Annotated in this window: 13 protein-coding genes; all 13 read right to left on the reverse strand. The window is 55.7% G+C overall.

The genetic code is table 11. The features are described from left to right. The coding region (locus QP165_RS19695; protein WP_333997082.1) for a site-specific integrase at positions 1 to 1,007 on the reverse strand (1,007 nt) is incomplete at its 3' end. 94 nt (positions 1,008 to 1,101) lie between these two features. Next, a complete protein-coding gene (locus QP165_RS19700; RefSeq protein ID WP_333997083.1) occupies positions 1,102 to 1,479 on the reverse strand; it encodes a hypothetical protein in 378 nt (125 codons plus the stop codon). A 634-nt stretch (positions 1,480 to 2,113) separates the two neighbouring features. Further along, positions 2,114 to 3,310 carry a hypothetical protein gene (locus tag QP165_RS19705; protein ID WP_333997084.1) on the reverse strand — a complete coding sequence of 399 codons (1,197 nt, stop codon included), beginning with the start codon at positions 3,308 to 3,310 and terminating at the stop codon, positions 2,114 to 2,116. A 36-nt stretch (positions 3,311 to 3,346) separates the two neighbouring features. Continuing rightward, positions 3,347 to 5,560: a GumC family protein gene (locus tag QP165_RS19710; RefSeq protein WP_333997085.1), complete on the reverse strand. Its 2,214-nt coding sequence runs from the start codon at positions 5,558 to 5,560 to the stop codon at positions 3,347 to 3,349. 14 nt (positions 5,561 to 5,574) lie between these two features. Further along, positions 5,575 to 6,285 carry a polysaccharide biosynthesis/export family protein gene (locus tag QP165_RS19715; RefSeq protein WP_333997086.1) on the reverse strand — a complete coding sequence of 237 codons (711 nt, stop codon included), beginning with the start codon at positions 6,283 to 6,285 and terminating at the stop codon, positions 5,575 to 5,577. A gap of 173 nt (positions 6,286 to 6,458) precedes the next feature. After that, positions 6,459 to 7,706, reverse strand: a complete 1,248-nt coding sequence (locus QP165_RS19720) for an O-antigen ligase family protein (RefSeq protein WP_333997087.1) — start codon at positions 7,704 to 7,706, stop codon at positions 6,459 to 6,461. Positions 7,707 to 7,749: 43 nt separating this feature from the next. Continuing rightward, positions 7,750 to 9,714 carry a polysaccharide biosynthesis protein gene (locus QP165_RS19725; RefSeq protein WP_333997088.1) on the reverse strand — a complete coding sequence of 655 codons (1,965 nt, stop codon included), beginning with the start codon at positions 9,712 to 9,714 and terminating at the stop codon, positions 7,750 to 7,752. Positions 9,715 to 9,991: 277 nt separating this feature from the next. Beyond that, positions 9,992 to 10,906: a hypothetical protein gene (locus QP165_RS19730; RefSeq protein ID WP_333997089.1), complete on the reverse strand. Its 915-nt coding sequence runs from the start codon at positions 10,904 to 10,906 to the stop codon at positions 9,992 to 9,994. 192 nt (positions 10,907 to 11,098) lie between these two features. Next, complete coding sequence (locus QP165_RS19735; RefSeq protein ID WP_333997090.1) at positions 11,099 to 12,343, reverse strand: glycosyltransferase family 4 protein; 1,245 nt, start codon at positions 12,341 to 12,343, stop codon at positions 11,099 to 11,101. Positions 12,344 to 12,404: 61 nt separating this feature from the next. Further along, positions 12,405 to 13,619: a hybrid nucleoside-diphosphate sugar epimerase/sugar transferase gene (locus QP165_RS19740; protein WP_333997091.1), complete on the reverse strand. Its 1,215-nt coding sequence runs from the start codon at positions 13,617 to 13,619 to the stop codon at positions 12,405 to 12,407. Next, positions 13,616 to 14,788 carry a non-hydrolyzing UDP-N-acetylglucosamine 2-epimerase gene (gene wecB / locus QP165_RS19745; RefSeq protein WP_333997092.1) on the reverse strand — a complete coding sequence of 391 codons (1,173 nt, stop codon included), beginning with the start codon at positions 14,786 to 14,788 and terminating at the stop codon, positions 13,616 to 13,618. Before wecB ends, QP165_RS19740 begins: the two co-directional genes overlap by 4 nt. Next, positions 14,785 to 15,813 (reverse strand): polysaccharide biosynthesis protein, encoded by a 1,029-nt coding sequence (locus QP165_RS19750; RefSeq protein WP_333997093.1) that lies wholly within the window; start codon positions 15,811 to 15,813, stop codon positions 14,785 to 14,787. Before QP165_RS19750 ends, wecB begins: the two co-directional genes overlap by 4 nt. Before the next feature lie 19 nt (positions 15,814 to 15,832). Then, positions 15,833 to 16,696, reverse strand: a complete 864-nt coding sequence (locus QP165_RS19755; RefSeq protein ID WP_333997094.1) for a dTDP-4-dehydrorhamnose reductase family protein — start codon at positions 16,694 to 16,696, stop codon at positions 15,833 to 15,835. Between the last annotated feature and the right edge of the window lie 259 nt (positions 16,697 to 16,955).

Consider the following 16,955-nt stretch of genomic DNA (forward strand, 5'->3'; position numbering starts at 1 on the left):
TTGAATAGATCCGCATTGCGAACATAGTCGGCGAGCACCTGCACCGATTTATGCCGACTGACTTCCTGAAGTTTGAAGATCGTCGCGCCTTGCGATGCGCCCTCCGTAAGGAACCCCGCGCGTAAAGAATGCCCTGCGAACTCGGTCGGGTCATAGCCTGCGGCCGCCGCATAATGCTGGACCAAGCGCGCGATCGCACGGTCTGACATCGCAGCAGGGGTCAACGCATCGCGGCGCGACAGACGTCGAAACAGCGGTCCTTCAGCGTGTCCGGCCGCAGTCATCCACGCGAGAAGCAACGCCTTGGGCCGAATGCGCGAGCCCTCAGGAATAGCGATGCCGATGCCGTGCCGGCCCTGATCGGTTTTCGAATGGGCAACCGTCAGCCTGAGCCCTTCGGGTACGATTTGGATATGCTCGACCTGCAGTGCGACGATCTCGGAACGCCGTAACGCCGCGGCCATGCCGATCGCCAGGATCGCGCGATCGCGCAGCGCCCGCAAACCTTCGCCGTCGATAGCGGCCAGCATGTTGCGCAGCGCGGCCGCGTCTGCCGGACGCTTCTGCCGTTTGGCACCGCCATGTTCTGCGCGAATGCCGGCGAGCACTTCAACCAGACGCCCCGCGGTCGGCATTGCGGTCGGTGCCGGATACCCGCCAGCGCGATGATGATGCCCGATCGCCGCCACCCGCCGGTTGATCGTCGACGGGTTGAGCCCCGCAGTTGCTTGGTCGCTGGCAAAGACCGCAACGATGTCCGGCGTTGCCGGCAGTGATGCCAGGCCGTGCTGCGTGCACCAGGCGGTAAAGATTGCCCAATCGGAATCATAAGCGCGCCGCGTCGCACCGGAACGCGCCGCTTTGGCGTACGCGGCCGCTCGCTCAATCTTTTCGTGAAGGACTGCGGGCAACATCGGTTCATCCGAGTACACGGAGACGAGCGCCGTTCGCGACGGTGCGAGGTCCGGATCGAACGGGATCGGCCCAAAAGTATGGGAAGCGGCCATATAAAAGCGTGTGCCACGCTCGATTCCAACACGCTACTCTCATGTCCGGGAATGACACTTATCGGACACGGGAATGTTGCACTTCTAATAAAAATTAGCGTGGTAATGTTGGCGGCTCTGATGCTGGCGCGTAATAGATCTTGTGTTCGGCTATAGCCCAACGGACCGCTTTGATCGCCACCTTCTCCATCAACGTCAAGACGCGCAGGCGGCCTGCTTTGATACCTTCGGCGGCAAGCACATCGCGCAGCATCTGTCTGCCCGCGAAAGCGGAAATTCGTGTGCAGCGGGTCGTTCCGCCCCATGATCGCAAAATCGGCAGCGGGGTCGGCCTGCGCGGATAATAGACGCAGCCGTGGATCCCTAATTCCCGCGCTTGCCGTGTGACCGGCAACGCATGCGAACGGTCGATCATCGTTTTGAGCTCCGCGACAGTCCCGCCTTCGAGCGCACCGGGCGAAAATTCGTTCACCAGCTTTCCGTTCGCCGATCTTGGCGTGCAACGTCATTACGTCGATCGCAGGCTCGGCCAGGTTACTATGGCCGTCCGACCCGAAAGCTCCTGCCGCCCCGTCCACCAACTGGCCACGCCAAATTGTGATCGGGTTCGGGTGAACGTCGAATTCCGCCAACTCTGCGGGCGTCTTCTCCCTTTCACCACAGGCGACGCTACCTTCGCCTTGCAGATTAGACTATGGTTTCGGCGTGTTGGCTTCGTCAGCTCATCTCCTGTTTGGCAGCCATGCTAGCCGCCTTCAGGCAGAGACCCCATTTTGTAGCCTGTCCAGATTTGCCGAGGCACCTCTAGCTGGGTGCCCGAACCAATCGAGTGGCTTACTAATAACGGCAACTGCGATACAGCTCGCAACATACGTGCGTTCGCCCGGGGCATTTGGCTGGTCTCACGCTCGACCCCAGTCAGCAGTCCTCAATCGAATGATATGACTGAGGCGTTCGTTAGTACCCTCGAGCGCGATTATGTCCGGGTGAACCCCACGCCGAATGCGCAGAGCATATTGACCAACTGCTTGGCTGATTCGCCCATTATACACTTGCCACAGTTTTTATTGGTAGTGAGCGTTCACAAAACCGTAGAATACCCGCCATTAAATCACCGGAGACAATTGAACGCGGTTAATCTGTCCAGAATTACCTGCGATGCCATCCGAAGCCCTAGCGATAAGAGCTAGCATTTGAACCGGGCAATTTCTATCAACCTGTAACTGTCCGGAAAATGCACCATCTGATTGCGTTGAATTGGGTATTTCAATCCGGCCAAGTTCACCTCCACCGTGACAGGTTAGTACCCAATAAGGGGCCGTTTGCGCACTTTGGTCAATTCCGGTGGTATGCCCTTCTAACTTATATCGTCCCGGTGGCAACATCTGCATTTGGGTTAGCAATGTCCCACCAACACTCGGCGGGACTGAGAAGTCGAAAAGGCCGTGACGTCCGTCACGCTGGATTGAAGTATTGATCGCTGCGTCGTTGACCGGCGTCCAATCGAATTGTGAAGGCGTTGAAAGATTTGAGGAAAACTGCGGATTACGGGACCGACGTCGATCAACCGCAGGCCAGACTGAGGCATAGAATTGCCATGCGGTTTCAAAGGCTTGGTTGGCCAGCAAGCCGTTGACCGTGGCAGCAACCGCATCCTCTGGTGCTCGAACACCCGTATGTTGTAGCTGAGCCAGAAATTTGGCGCTTACTTCGAGACTGCCACTGCTGTTAGCGAGGTAGTTTATAAATTGCAGGCTCCAGCTAGGTTGTTTGGCCAGAATAGCGACAAGACCCGTACGAACGTCGGTATCCACAATCGCCTTTGATAGAACAGGGAAGAGGAGGTCCGGCGCGCGGTTCGAAGTCCGTAACGCGATATCATAGTGACGTAGCGCGTCAGCAACGTCTCCCCGGGTCACCGCATCCTCTATGGCCCAGATCTGGGTCTGGAGATCACGCCGCGACAGGTGCTGGGAATAGGCAAATAACCGTCGCGCCATGGTTGGATTATGCTGCATCATAGCCTGAAAGCCCAACGTGGCTACGGCTTGAACCGCAGTGGGATCCTGGCGTACCGCCAGTCTTGCTAGCTGAGCCGTTTCCGATGAAGCCCTCTCCACCGAAGCGTCACCCAACTGTTTTGCAGCCAGAAGCGCCGTGATCTTTCCGTTGCCTGGCGCCAAAACGTGCGCTTGCGCCGGGTCGTCCCCTTTAACAACTTCAGCCAAGCTATTCGCAATGCTGATGCCACCCAAGCCTATGGCAAGCACGGCTAGTGCTCCACGAACACCCCATTCTTTCACCGATCGCTTCGAAAGGAGCTGCGTCGCCGCACTACTTTAGGCAGACTTTGCTGCGGCACGATCGCGGCCATAGCCATAGCCATATTCATAGCCGTAACCATAATGTGCCTTACGAGCTTCGAACTTAGTCAGTACGCCACCGATTACACGCGCGTTCGCGCTGGCCATGCGCGCGAGCGCTGTCTTGACCATGCTGGAGCGGATGCCATGCGATTCCACGACATACACGACCCCTTCCACTTGCGCTGCGATGAGCGGGGCATCGGCCAAGCCCATTACCGGTGGCGAATCGATTACGACGTGGTCGTACGTTTCTAGGAGGCGCTCGATCAGCAGCGACAGACGAGTACTGGTAAGCAACTCAGCCGCGTTCGGGGGGATCGGTCCGGCTGTCATTGCAGTGAGACCGAGATCGTTCATTTCGAACGTCAGCATCTCGATATTTTCTTCGCCCGACAAGAAGTTGCTGAGACCCCGATCGTGATCGACCCCTCCCAGGTGATGAACCGAAGGCGAGCGCATATCACCATCGATGAGGATCACGCGGCGACGGGCGCGTGCAAGGGTCGTTGCTAGCGCCAGCGCCGTCGTAGATTTGCCTTCTGCCGGGCGGGTGGACGTAACCGCGAAGGACCGCGGTACGCCGCGCTCGGTCGTAAACGACAAGTTTGTCTGAACCGCGAGATATGCGTCCACCATGTCCGATTTACGATCCATGAGCGCTTCCTTGGGAGTCTGTCCATCTACCTTCGGTACCGAACCGAGTAGAGGCAGGCCAAGGCGACGCTCGACTTCGCCGGGATCGGCGATCGCTTCGTCAATCTGCTCAAGTGCAAAGGCAAGCCCAGCTCCCAGAAGCAACCCAGCCATCAGTGCGATAACAAGATTGAGCAGCAGTCGCGGGCTCGACGGCTTTTGCGGAATATCTGCCTGGTCAACAATGGAGATGTTGTTCACGCCCACGCCACCGGCAACCCCGATTTCTTTGAAGCGCTGAAGCAGGCCATCGTAAAGTGCTCGGTTGGTATCCACTTCCTGCTGGTAGATATTGTACTGGATACTGCGCCGGCGCAGATCGAGATAGCTCGCTTTGAGCTGGTTGACCTTGGCTTGCAGCGTCCGCTCGCGATCAACCGCTTCACGGTAATCAGCTTGAATAGATCCAGAGACACGGCTTTCTTCACCAGCGATCGAGCGATCGAGCTGTTTGATCTGCGTCTGAATCGCCTGCGCGGCTGGATAGCCTGGCTCGAACTGCACCATCAGCCGCTGATAATCGGCAGCAAACTCTGCTCGACGCTGGCGCATACTGTTGATTGCCTGGTTTCGCAGCGCTTCAGTCGAAGCGCCCGCACGACCGGCATTCTGATAGCGCGCTTCAGCCTGAATTCGTTCGGCCGTTGCCTGACCTAGCACGGTATTAAGCGCGGCAAGGTCGTCGGCAACGATCGATCGCTCCGTGGTTTGACCGCCGTTACCCGCCGCTTGCGGCAGATTTATGATCTGCTGCTCCGACGCATAAGTCACTAGCTGACGTTGAGACGCATCAAGCCGCTCTTTAAACTGGCCAAGCTGACTTTGAAGAAGATTACGCCCATAGGACGTGGCTTGGACCTTACGCTCCAAATTGGTCTGGATAAAGTTTTCCGCCCATGCGTTCGCTACTTTGGCCGAGAGAGCGGCATTGGGGCTTGTGAAGCCAATAGTGACCAAGCGCGAGAACCGCGTTGGCGTTACGGTCAGGTTCTTACTGAGGATCGTCCCGGCAACCCGCAGACGCTCAGCGCGCCCTGAGGCTGGATAACGCCCATCGACCAATTGAAACGCCTTCTTGTCGTCTCCATCACCGAATTGCTTAAAAAACTCTGGATTGTCGACTAAGCGCAACTGAGTCGCAACACGTTCAGCGAGTGATTTTGAGGCAAGCAAGCTGTACTGGGTTTGGTAGAACTCTTGATCGGCAATGCCGGTTTCCCGCTCAACGCCTTGGAAGTTCGTAACCTGATTTGCTTCGCGCAGAATTTCGATCGATGTGGTCGCGGTAAATTTAGGCGTCATGAGCAGTGTCACGATAAGCCCAAGTATGACGCAAGCGGCAGTCACGCCAAGTATGACGTAGCGCCAGCGTTGAGCAATCCGCAGATACTGCCGAATAACAGACATCGCGTCGCTATTATTCCCTGCAACTTCCTTGAACCCGGACCCACCGAGCGCCGCACCGTCACGCAGATGGGAAGAAATCATATTCATGTCGACAATGGGCCTTAGTTCACGACAGCGATGAGTGGCGCCGCGAGAAGAGGCGCCAGGGAAACGAGATCACGGAACCTGCGACGCTGCGGAGAATCACCGACGACTACGACATCGTTGGCATAAATAGCGGGATCATCGTATGCGCCGCGCCGGATGGCGTCGATGTTGTACAGCCCCGCCATCTTGCGGCCGTCGACGGTGCGCAAGATAACGACGTCTTCCTGTCTCGCGAATTCCGATAGTCCCTTCGCGGACGCGATAGCGCGTAACAACGTCATTTGATCTGTAACCGGGTATAGCCCGGGTTCGATCACCTGACCGTCGATGGTAACGACCTGGCTGACAGAACTCTTGATGTTGACTGTCACTTCCGGCTGACGAACATAGCGGCCACGCAGCGTGCCCTCGATCGCATCGGCCAGTTCACCCGCTGTTTTACCGCGCGCCTCGATCGTCCCGACCAATGGCATCGAGATTCGACCACTAGCGTCGACCTGCATCTCTCGTGACAGTTCTGGCACGTTAAAAACATCAATCTGGAGTGTGTCGAGTGGCCCTATCAGCGATGGCCGATCGGCAGCGGTCAAATCCTTGCGATCCGGCGCGGGTAACCCCGTTTCGTTTTGAACGACGGTAAGCCGCGTCGTCGATTGCAGCGGCTCTCGCCCCGCGCACGCAGACAAAAGAAGTGCCAGGACAATGGTATTACAGATGCTACGCATGCACTTGGTCGTGTCCAGGCTGGGAATATCAGGTGGCTATAGATGCTGGTTCTCGTGGGGTAAAGGCGAGCCGTGAGCATCCTTCTGGGCCGCACTCAGCCAGACCCCTGCAATGATCGTCACGGCCATCAGCATTGGCGTCCGTGCCGGATAATCGAAAACGCTTGCGACGATCACCAGAAACAACACCCCCGAACCGAGCTTGGGAAGCGTGTTTCGGTTTCCCCTGTACGCCATGCGGTGATGCTGGCCCAGCCCCACCACCCAATCGCAGCCGCAAGCAGGACTAGACCCGGTAAACCTGCGTCCAAAACCACTTCCAAGATATCGTTGTGCGCATGGTTAAAATAGGTTGGCTTCAGAAGGCCGTATGGCTCGTGCATCCGAAAGATCGGATCAAAGCCGCCAATTCCGCTGCCCATCGGAAAATACACTTGGATCATTTCAAGCACAGTAGGTAACCCGCGACTGCGCATATCTTGACCCTGCTCGAGCTCGAACAGGCGGTTGATCGACACTGCCCGGTCTGCAGCTACGCTTAGCAGCACGAACAATACGACTCCTGCTACCAAGCCTGCAACTAGCGCGGGAAAGACCCAGCGGGGATAACGCGACAATATCCGACTTATCGGCTGACGCACCAACAGCAGACCGAGCAGTAACGCCAACACGCCCAACCCCAAACCTGCGCGGGATCCGCTTGCAAGAATGGTCAGGAAGAACAGGATCGTCAGGCCCAGCCCGATCGGACCGCGCCACCCAGGCCGGCGAGCGCCAGTAAAGACCCACACCGGTGCCAGCAAACAGCCCAGCGCTATGAACAACGCAAAGTGATTGCGGTTCGCAAAGCTGCCACTAACCTGTCCTGTCGTGTCGTTAATAAACGGGTTGTTCAGCGTCGACCCTGAGAATTGGACCAAACCCACCATCGCTGATGCGGCCACGACTGTCAGCAGTGCACCTGGCACCATTGGCCCCTCGGTTTCCCGCAAGCTAGCCATCAACATCAGCGCAGTCAGGGGGACGACAAGCGAAGATGCGCTATTCACGGTAGCGCTGGGTACGATCGACCAGGGACGCCAGGTCTGCATCTGTCCACTAGCAGCGCTCGCCTCAAACAAAGGACCGCGCCCTGGTAATGCCGTCCAGATCTCGGGTGGCAACGGTAGCAATTGGATCAGAGCGAGCGCAAGCGCGGCCAGTGCGATGATCCAGACCGGGCGCGCTTGACCAAACGACGGTCGTTCGCCGAACAGGATTGCCGCTACGAGCAAGCCCCACGCAACGCTCCGCACTATCACCTGCCCCAAGACATCCGCGCGCGATGCGCCACCTGCCAGCCACAGAATACCTAAAAGTGCTAGAAGCAGGCCGAAGGACAAGCTTATCGAAAACCCTCGAATGGAACGGTGTGTCTGCATGTCATTCAATGCCTATGCCGTCGCGTTGCAGAACGAAAAGTGATCAACCGGCTCGCGCCGCCTCGGCATTAACCGCCGAGGCGGCCCGAACCGATTGTTCGCCTTGAAACTCGGGAATGAGTTTCGACAGCATCGCTAGTGCGTCTTCGCGTTTGCCGCTTTTCAGGACGGAGTCCATCTGATCGAGCGCAGACGACAACGTCGCCCAGTCCAAGAACGCCTCATGAGCGCGCATAATGCGTGGATGACTGGTTTTTTGCGGCGAGTTACCGATCAGCAACTCCTCATAGAGTTTCTCACCTCGACGCAGCCCGATCTCTCGGATCTCGATGTCACCATCTGGAGTAGCGGCCTCGCGAACCAACAACCCAGATAGGTTGATCATCGTGCGTGCCAAGTCGTAGATCCGGATCGGATCGCCCATGTCGAGGACATAGACTTCTCCTCCTTCAGCCATGGCACCGGCCTGAATGACCAACTGCGCAGCCTCCGGGATGGTCATGAAATATCGCGTGACGTCTCGGTGAGTCAACGTCACCGGACCACCATCACGGATCTGGCGCTGGAAGCGCGGTACGACAGAGCCGCTAGATCCGAGAACATTGCCGAAGCGGACCATTGCGAATTTTGTCTCGCTGCCGCGCGCACAGAGTGCTTGAAGCACCAGCTCGCACGCCCGCTTCGTCGCGCCCATGACGTTGGTAGGACGGACCGCTTTGTCGGTACTGATCAGGATGAAGTGCTGGACGCCGCACCGCTCCGCCTCCGATGCGCAGTACAGCGTGCCAAAGATGTTGTTACGCATCCCGGCGATTACGTTCTCCTCGACAAGGGGGACATGCTTGTAGGCGGCAGCATGAAAGACGGTATCGGGCCGCCAACGCTCGAACATCCGACGTACCGTCCCTAAATCGACAACGCTGCCCAGCTCGGTATGGATGGCGATCCGCTCGTCAACCTTCCCGAGCTTTTGCGCCTCCCGCAATTCCCCTTCGATTGAATAAAGCGCGTGCTCGGTCATCTCAACCAAGACGATACTCGTCGGTCCCAGAATGCTGATCTGACGGCATAGCTCGCTTCCGATCGAGCCGCCTGCCCCGGTCACCATGACCGTTCGTCCGTTGATTGTTTTATGCAGGAGCAGGTCGTTCGGCGGTACCGCATCGCGGCCCAACAGATCGCCGATCTCGACTTCGCGCAGATCGGCGATCGACACCGATCCGTCGACTACATCGCTCATCGCCGGCAGCGTCAGAACATGGACGTTGGCGTTTTCGAACTTGCGAACGATCGCCTTCCGGCGCTGCCGGGACAGCCGGGGTATGGCGAGCAGGATGGTATCGACTTCCAATCGCGCGATCAGTTCGGACAGATTCCCACCGCCATAGATCACTACGCCGTCGAGACGTTGACCGGACAGCCGGTCATCGTCGTCGATATAGCCTCGTAACGCCATGCCGGGTTCGTGTCGGAGCGACACGGCCAGCTGACGCCCCGCAGATCCTGCCCCATAGATGAGTACCCTGCTCAGTCGACCTTCAAACCGGCGTTGATTGAGTAGATCGAACAGCACGTATCCCGTCACAAGCCTGCTGATGACTAGCAAGGCCGCGAAGATCATTGCCTGAATGATGCCTATCGTTCGGGGTACGCCTTGAACTGGGCTGACGGTAAAAACCAGCAACAGGATGATTGCCATCATCGCGCATGACGAGGCGATGTTGGCCATCGTTCGTACGCCCATGAATCGTATGATTGATCGATAGATACCGCGTAGGAGAAACAGCGGTAGCCACAGCGCGAGGCTGGCGGACATTACGACGGCTACCGCTGGCGACCATAACTCCCACTCGCCCAACCGTAGCGAGAAAGCGATCCACACGGCCACGATGCACAGCACCGCGTCCATCATCAAGATAAGGCCAAATTTGGTTGATCGTTTCAAACCGACCACACCCTGAAGCAGGGTAATCAACCACGCTTCCACCCGGCTCCAGAAATCGTTCATATATTCTCTGACCTAAGGCTCTTATCAACGACCCGCGAAAAAGGGCGCGGTCGTGGATCGGCTATAGCGGTATTGCCCATTTTTCCAACCGGACGCCTCCCACCATGGCCATAGACAGACAGGTCTAGGATCGGTCCTTTGAATGGTAAAGCGTGGTTGTATTGGGATGCCACGAGGACGATCACATAAGCGCAACGCCTGCCGAAGGACGAGCAGACGACACATCTGCATCCTATTCACGGTTCTCGCAACCGCTGTTACCTTCTGACGGCAAACGCTATGCCAAAAATCCATCTCCACTACTGATCACGTTCATAATAAAGCCAATTGTCTTGAAAGACATATAACCCATGATTGCGAGTACAAGTGGGTGCCTAGTCTTGCTTTGCGCGAGAGACAGAGCGCAGAAAAAAGCGAGTGTTGCCACATTAATTCGATTTCCATACAGTGCCGTCAATACCCCCATTGGAAGCATACCAATAAAGAACTGAGTTCGCTTATCAAAGACGATATAACCGCAGATTAATATCAGCATCCATTGAATAATTTCCGCAGCGCCTTCTGACTCACCGCTGTAAAATTCGGCTTTTTGAGAAATTACGTCACCTGCGCTATTGATTACGGCATATGCCACAATACCGATTAGCAGTGGAATAAAGACAAAGAATGCAACAGTTTTCCATCTACTCGAAAATATAGACCTTCTTATTTCTATAAGATAATACAGTCCCGCCGAAATAAATTGAACTATCGCCTGAGTATGAAAAAATACGGACATGAAAGACAGAGTAGTTTTCGTTCTTATTCCTCCACCACAGAATGCAAGAACGAGTACCAAATATGCGAACTTTAGCCTCTCGGCGGAACTAAGCAATACCACTAGGTAATAGTTCGTCAGTATCAAGATTGAGAATAGTATAGATGCCCTGTATCTTAGCAATATATACCCTATAGCGGCGAGCATAATGCCATTCCAGAATGACAAGTACCGGATTCTATCAAATTCGAAATATGTTCCAGCACCAATTACAAGCCTGTAAAGAGGCTCTGCTGAACCGAGATATTGCAACTGAAGGCGAGGCCATTGCGACGGATGGGCCCACATCATTGCATACCAGAAGTTTGAATAAAACTTCTGGTCTCCGCCTGTATACTCGCCAAGTAGCCAGATGGAGAAGGAATAGCCGATCACGAATATCGTAAGACATAATAATACGGCAACTGGCTTGCTCACAACGGGCAGCGCGGCGGGACCATCGGGGTCACTGTCAATTTGGTTTGGTGTCATGGTCTCGGCAAATCCTATTCATCGTCGCCAGCGCGGCGGGTCGGTTTCTGCCGGCTTCCACTGTCCATCCGACATCGACGAGAGGACGCACAATTTTCACGCCTTAGCCGAACTCGAAGCCGCGAGCACGACTTGGAGATGTGCGACCAACTTCTTCGTCACCGCAGCTAGGGAAAAATGTTGCTCATACGATCGCCTAGCCTGCTGGCCCATCGCGCGTAGTTCATCGTCCTGCATTGACCCAACTTGATCTATTGCCTTTGCAAGCGCCCCTGGCGTCGAAGGTGGAACGACGATGCCAGCATGTGCATCGGCGACGACAACAGCACCCTCCCCTTTTAGGCTGGCCAGAATCGGCTTGCCACAGGCCATATAGGCTTGAACCTTGCTGGGAACGGTCAGCGCAAAAATTGGCTCGTCCCGCAAGGTGACCAGCATAGCGTCAGCGCACGCAAAAAATGCCGGCATATCCGCCTCGGGATGGCGTCCCAGGAACAGGAACCGGCTGTCCAGACCGGCCTGCCTGACACTTTCCTTGACCCGGTCCTCATCCCGACCGCTGCCAACAACGACGATCAGCACGTCTGTAGTGTCGGGTAGCATGGCGGCAGCTGCGATAAGCGTATCGAAATCCTGGCTTTGGCCAATATTTCCAGCGAACATAATCGTTCGCCGATCATGAGGGATCAACATCCGTATCCGTGTCGGAATCGCGCTGTTTTCAAGCGGGAAAAATGTGTCCGGCGCACAATTGGGCAGCGTCACGATCTTTTCGGCAGGCACACCAAAAGCACTGATCCTGCCGTGAAACCCGTCACTTTGAACCATCACCAGATCAGCCTGCCGGTAAATCCATCCGCAGAGCCCATTCAGCATGCGAATGGCAAGCCGGTTACGTATCCCCAAGGTAATGACCGCGCTATCGGGCCAGATGTCCTGTACCCAGTAGACAGTAGGAATTTTCCAGACTCGCTTCGCGAATATACCCGCCAGTGCCTGGAACAAAGGTGACGGCATGGATACGAAACTGATGGCACCGAGTTGTGGTCGGAGACGAATTAGCCGCCAACTCGCGGCAACAGGATAAACTAGAAAGTTTAAAACAAGCTGGATAGCGGATTTTCCACGCGGAACCGTAAATACACGGTGAACGCGTATACCGTTCCATAATTCTTCTTTGCCCCGCGAGTTGGAATAATTCGGAAAGAACTTTCCAGCAGGGTAATTGGGAACACAGCAAACCACATCCACACTATGCCCCTCAACAACCAATGACTTGGCGACATGGTTATTGAGAAATTGTTCGGGATAGAAATACTGAGATAGGTACAAGATGTTCAACACGGTCTCCTCGACCGAACTAGATTCAGCAACTACACTCGTGTAACAACGCTATAGATTGTTAGTAGGACGAGACTCGGTCGCCAGATCCACCGCCCAACACGGTCCGGATCAGAATTACGATGTATCCCGACAAGGTTTGAAACGCGCCATAACGATCATCCCATGCGGCAAGCCGCGCGGGATCGCTCATATCGATCTCGTTTATCTGCGCCAGTCCCGTGATTCCCGGCTTCAGCCGCAAAATCCCGCGCGCACGCCTGCGCGCAATAAGTTCGGTTTGCATTGGCAGGCAGGGCCTAGGTCCCACCAGGCTCATGTCGTTCATCAAGACGTTGACGACCTGCGGCAACTCATCGATCTTGGTGCGGCGCAGGAAACGCCCGGCGACCGTCACCGAGGCCGCAGACACATCGTGGGTCGCGGCATGCGCAGTTCCTAACGTCATCGTTCGAAATTTGTAGCAGGTGAAGATACGACCATCGCGGCCGACGCGTTGTTGAGCGAAGATCGCCGGCCCCTTGCTATCGAAGCGAATGTAAAGCGCGACGATTATCATCAACCATCCCAGCAGCACGACAACGGCGAGAACCGCCAGCAGGTCGACCGTCCGCTTCACAACCGACGAAATCCCGATATCCTTGACCGGATCGGCAGCATAGCGTTCGCTCTTCCACGGATCGTCGGACAGGTCAGGCTCTGCGGCAAGTTCGAGCAGAACCGCCAACAAGCGATTGATCGAGATCATCGGCTTGACCTGGCGCAGCAGACCTATCGCTAGGGGCTTGAGAACCGCAGGTAGCCGATTCAGGACTGCCAGACGGCCTCGGAAGTCATTACCGTAGATCGCCGGGACATAAAGGTTGATCGCTCCGTCAGGCCATAACGCCGTCAAGGCGCGAGCGCCCTCCCGCTTGCTCAGGCCGTACGGATCGGTGTGCTCCGTATCCAGCGCGTGGGTCGAGCAGAGATTAATGAAGCGAGCAGCACCGCCGGCCTTGGCGATGGCAGCGACTTCCAGCAGACCATCCACATTGCCTGCCCGAAACTCTTCGATAGTGCCCACACGGTCATTATTGCGCGCGGCCAAATGGATAATCACGGCACCGGTCAGATCATGCCCGGAAAGCGTCGCATAATCACATACCGCAGCCTCAGCGAACCGGCGTCGCGCCGCTTCAGGATCGCGCGACACGAGCAGAAGTTCTGCCTGCGCGCCCAACTGCCGTACGAGCTGCGACCCGACGAACCCAGTAGCCCCGGTCAGAACGATCATGGTGCCGGCTTCACGTTTTCACGCCACGTGACGTTCTTCACGTAATCAACGTAGCTAATGATAATCCGCAGAACTTTCTGCGATACATTGGGTACGTCATAGTCGACCGGCAGCCGCATAGTCCGGTTTTCGCCCCGCTCTTGCCTTGCCAGCACATCCAGTGCCTGCCGCACGCGCGCTGCGTTCAGCCCGACCATCATGACCGCCGCCTCTTCCATTCCTTCATGCCGCTCGTGCGTTTCACGCAAGTTGAGCGCTGGAAAATTAAGGATGGAAGCCTCTTCGGTAATCGTTCCGCTGTCTGACAGGACGGCAAGTGCCGAGCGCTGCAAGGATATGTAGTCCGTAAACCCGAATGGCTTGGCGAGCTGAACGAGAGGATGAAACTGCACCTGCCATTCATCGATCCGCTTCTGCATTCGCGGATGCGTCGACAGGATGATCGGGAAACCGTAGGTATTCGCTACCTGGTCAAGGATACCAACGATTTTGAGAAGATTTTCCTTTTGGTCGACATTCTCCTCGCGGTGTGAACTGACGACGAAATATTCGCCCGGAGTCAGCTTGAGCTTATCTAATATACCGCTCTGCTCGATTCCCGCTCGGTGGTGATGAAGCACCTCCATCATCGGACTGCCCGTCTTGATCACCATGTCAGGCGACAGCCCTTCGCGCAGCAGATTTTCACGCGCGATCGTGCTGTAAGTCAGGTTGATGTCCGATATGTGATCAACGATCTTGCGGTTGATCTCTTCGGGTACGCGCTGGTCGAAGCAGCGATTACCCGCTTCCATATGGAAAATCGGTATCTTCAACCGTTTGGCAGCGATCGCTGCTAAACAGCTATTCGTATCGCCTAAGATTAGTACTGCGTCCGGCATTTCTTGACGCAGCAAAGCGTCAGCGCGTGCGATTACGTTGCCAATCGTTTCCGCACTCGATCCGCCAGCGGCGTTGAGAAAGTGATCTGGTCGGCGAATTGATAAATCCGCAAAGAATATTTCGTTCAACTCGTAATCATAATTCTGACCCGTATGAGCTAGAACATGATCGCAATGCGCGTCAAGTAACGGGATAACGCGGGACAGCCGGATGATTTCCGGCCTGGTACCGACAAACGTCAAGACCTTAAGCAATGCTTCAGGTTGCGATCCTACAGTGCGGGTCATGCGTCCAGTACTGCCGGCTCGCCAGCGATGATCGCGCGGATGAAGGGCAGCTTGAGCAATAGCGCTTCCATTCCTTGAATGTCGAGGCGCTGGGTGTTGTGCGAGTGATACTCAACAGCCTCGGTTATGTCGACGTCGCCCTGTTCGAAATAGGCGGCGTAATTGAGATCGCGCATATCCGGAGGCACGCGGTAATAGTCGCCCAGATCCTCCGCCGATGCCATCTCTTCACGACTGAGCAGCGCCTCGTAGAGTTTCTCGCCGTGTCGGGTACCGATCGTCAGCACTGGAACCTCCTGCGCCGACAGCAAATTCTTGAGCGCTTCGGTCAACGTAGCGATCGTCGCCGCTGGCGCCTTCTGCACGAACACTTCACCGGGACGGCCGTTGACGAACGCGTACAGGACGAGGTCCACGGCGTCGTCGAGCGTCATCATGAACCGCGTCATGTTCGCATCGGTCACGGTTAGCGGCTTCTTCGCCCTGATCTGATCGACGAACAGCGGAATGACCGATCCACGCGACGCCATAACATTGCCGTACCGTGTCACACAGATCACCGTCTTCGTGGCTTTTCGCGCCTTGGCGACCGCAACCTTCTCCATCATCGCCTTGGATATGCCCATTGCGTTGATCGGATAGACCGCCTTGTCCGTGCTCAAGCACACCACACGCTCGACGCCAGCGGTGATAGCCGCCTCAAGAACGTTTTCGGTGCCCAGAACGTTAGTCTTTACCGCTTCCATCGGATGGAACTCGCAGGAAGGGACCTGCTTAAGCGCCGCTGCATGATACACATAATTTACGCTGTGCATCGCATCGGCCACTGACTGCCGGTCGCGGACATCTCCTATGTAGAACTTAAGCTTGTCGCTCGCATATGCTTTGCGCATATCGTCTTGCTTTTTCTCGTCACGGCTGAAGATGCGGATCTCGCCGACGTCAGAGTCAAGAAAACGGCGCAGGACGGCGTTCCCGAACGATCCGGTTCCGCCCGTGATAAGTAGGGTTTTGCCTTTAAACATCTATCTTCCTCAAACCGAATCAGCCAAAATCGTGCATGCGCTTGACCAACGTTGGCCAATCGTCAGGTTGAAATCCCGTAGCTACGCGAAAACGACTGGAATCAAGCGACCGATCGATCACGAGACTACGATCCTCGTCGATCCGAATGGCCTTCTTGTAAGTTTTGGCGACCAATTCGAGCAGGCTGAACTTGTCAATCGGTTCGGCCGACAAATGGTAAAGCCCCGACAGCTCCGGTTGCGGAATCACGTAAGTGTCGATGATCCGCGCAATCTCAACGGTTGGAAAACCTGAGAAAATCGCCTTGGAAAAGCCGCGGACTTTGCTTTCCTGGGCGAGAAACCAGGATATGAGGCTGTGGGCGCCTGACAGCTCATGGCCAATGATCGATGTTCGCAGCGTCAGCGCATTGGGGTAATCGACTTCACCCAAGAGCTTCGTGAGCCCGTATACGTCGCGTGCGTCAGGTAGATCGCTCTCGGTATACAGACCCTTGCCTCCCGAAAATACGCAGTCGGTGCTCAGATGGATCAAGCGTGCATTGCTGAGTGAGCAAAGTCGCGCGAGCCGGTGTGGTAGCACCGAGTTGATTGGAATCGCTGCAAGTGGGTTTTTGGCATCGTCAAGTTGTTTGACGAGACCAACACAATTGATGACGATCGTTGGGCGATGAATATCAAATATACGCACCAGCGCATCTAAGTTCTCGACATCGCCGCCCTCGACAATCTGGCCGCGAACTTCGCCAAATATGCTACTCACCGAACGAGCCGAACGAACAACGCCAACTACGTCATGTGACGTGTGATTGCCAAAATAGCGATACACAGCGTTGCCCAGCATTCCACTGGCACCAAGCACTAAGACTTTCTGAGGTTGCATACTTCAAGATCCACTAACCATTCCAAACCGACCCATTGCATCATAGATTGCTATGATGCTGTGAGCTTTATACAATCACCGGCTTCGTCGTTTGATCAAAGTTCGGGCATATTGTATAAGGAATTTGCAAGAACCATCGGTATCCCTAAGCATATATTAAAGCGATAGATTGGGCGCCCGACACAATTTTCGACACCATTTTCAGTACATCCGCCGGATGCGTTGCGCCATTACCCCTTCAGGATCCTGGCGCGCAAGG

Source organism: Sphingomonas sp. 22R3R2A-7, from assembly GCF_036856055.1.
GTDB lineage: Bacteria > Pseudomonadota > Alphaproteobacteria > Sphingomonadales > Sphingomonadaceae > Sphingomonas.

Coding starts and splice junctions, on each gene's coding strand:
- QP165_RS19710 (WP_333997085.1), bottom strand. CDS start 5,560: ATGAATATGATTTCTTCCCATCTGCGTGACGGTGCGGCGCTCGGTGGG.
- QP165_RS19715 (WP_333997086.1), bottom strand. CDS start 6,285: ATGCGTAGCATCTGTAATACCATTGTCCTGGCACTTCTTTTGTCTGCG.
- QP165_RS19720 (WP_333997087.1), bottom strand. CDS start 7,706: ATGCAGACACACCGTTCCATTCGAGGGTTTTCGATAAGCTTGTCCTTC.
- QP165_RS19725 (WP_333997088.1), bottom strand. CDS start 9,714: ATGAACGATTTCTGGAGCCGGGTGGAAGCGTGGTTGATTACCCTGCTT.
- QP165_RS19740 (WP_333997091.1), bottom strand. CDS start 13,619: ATGATCGTTCTGACCGGGGCTACTGGGTTCGTCGGGTCGCAGCTCGTA.
- wecB (WP_333997092.1), bottom strand. CDS start 14,788: ATGACCCGCACTGTAGGATCGCAACCTGAAGCATTGCTTAAGGTCTTG.
- QP165_RS19750 (WP_333997093.1), bottom strand. CDS start 15,813: ATGTTTAAAGGCAAAACCCTACTTATCACGGGCGGAACCGGATCGTTC.
- QP165_RS19755 (WP_333997094.1), bottom strand. CDS start 16,696: ATGCAACCTCAGAAAGTCTTAGTGCTTGGTGCCAGTGGAATGCTGGGC.